Source organism: Cobetia sp. SIMBA_158 (assembly GCF_046566945.1).
In the GTDB taxonomy this organism is placed as follows: domain Bacteria; phylum Pseudomonadota; class Gammaproteobacteria; order Pseudomonadales; family Halomonadaceae; genus Cobetia; species Cobetia amphilecti.
This window is the reverse complement of sequence record NZ_JAWJYL010000178.1, coordinates 1-313: the sequence shown is the minus strand read 5'-3', so window position 1 is coordinate 313 and position 313 is coordinate 1. Positions and strand designations below refer to the sequence as shown.

Below are 313 nucleotides of genomic sequence, written 5' to 3'. Positions count from 1 at the left end.
ATCAACCAAACACTTGTAATGTTTGGGCAAACAGTTTTGCCGATTAGTGAGGAGCAAGTGCAAACCGCAGGAGAGGCACTTTATATTGCAGGTTCCACGATTTTCACCATGATCACAGCAATGATCGCTTGGTTTAAAAACAATTATGTGACCTACAAAGGACAGCTGCAAAAAGATGCCCTGAAACAAAGAGGGCTAACAAAATAATATTTGAAGGAGAAACAACATGGTAAAGATCATTCAAGCATACATCCCAAAGCACAATCGCAACAGGCCAGGAAACGTGATGAAGCCGTTCTATATTACAGTGCAT

At 40.9% G+C, this 313-nt stretch carries 1 protein-coding gene; it reads left to right on the top strand.

What is annotated here, in order from left to right; translation table 11 throughout:
* The coding region (locus R2R70_RS19535) for a phage holin (protein ID WP_410978826.1) at nucleotides 1-207 on the top strand (207 nt) is incomplete at its 5' end.
* Nucleotides 208-313: the final 106 nt, after the last annotated feature.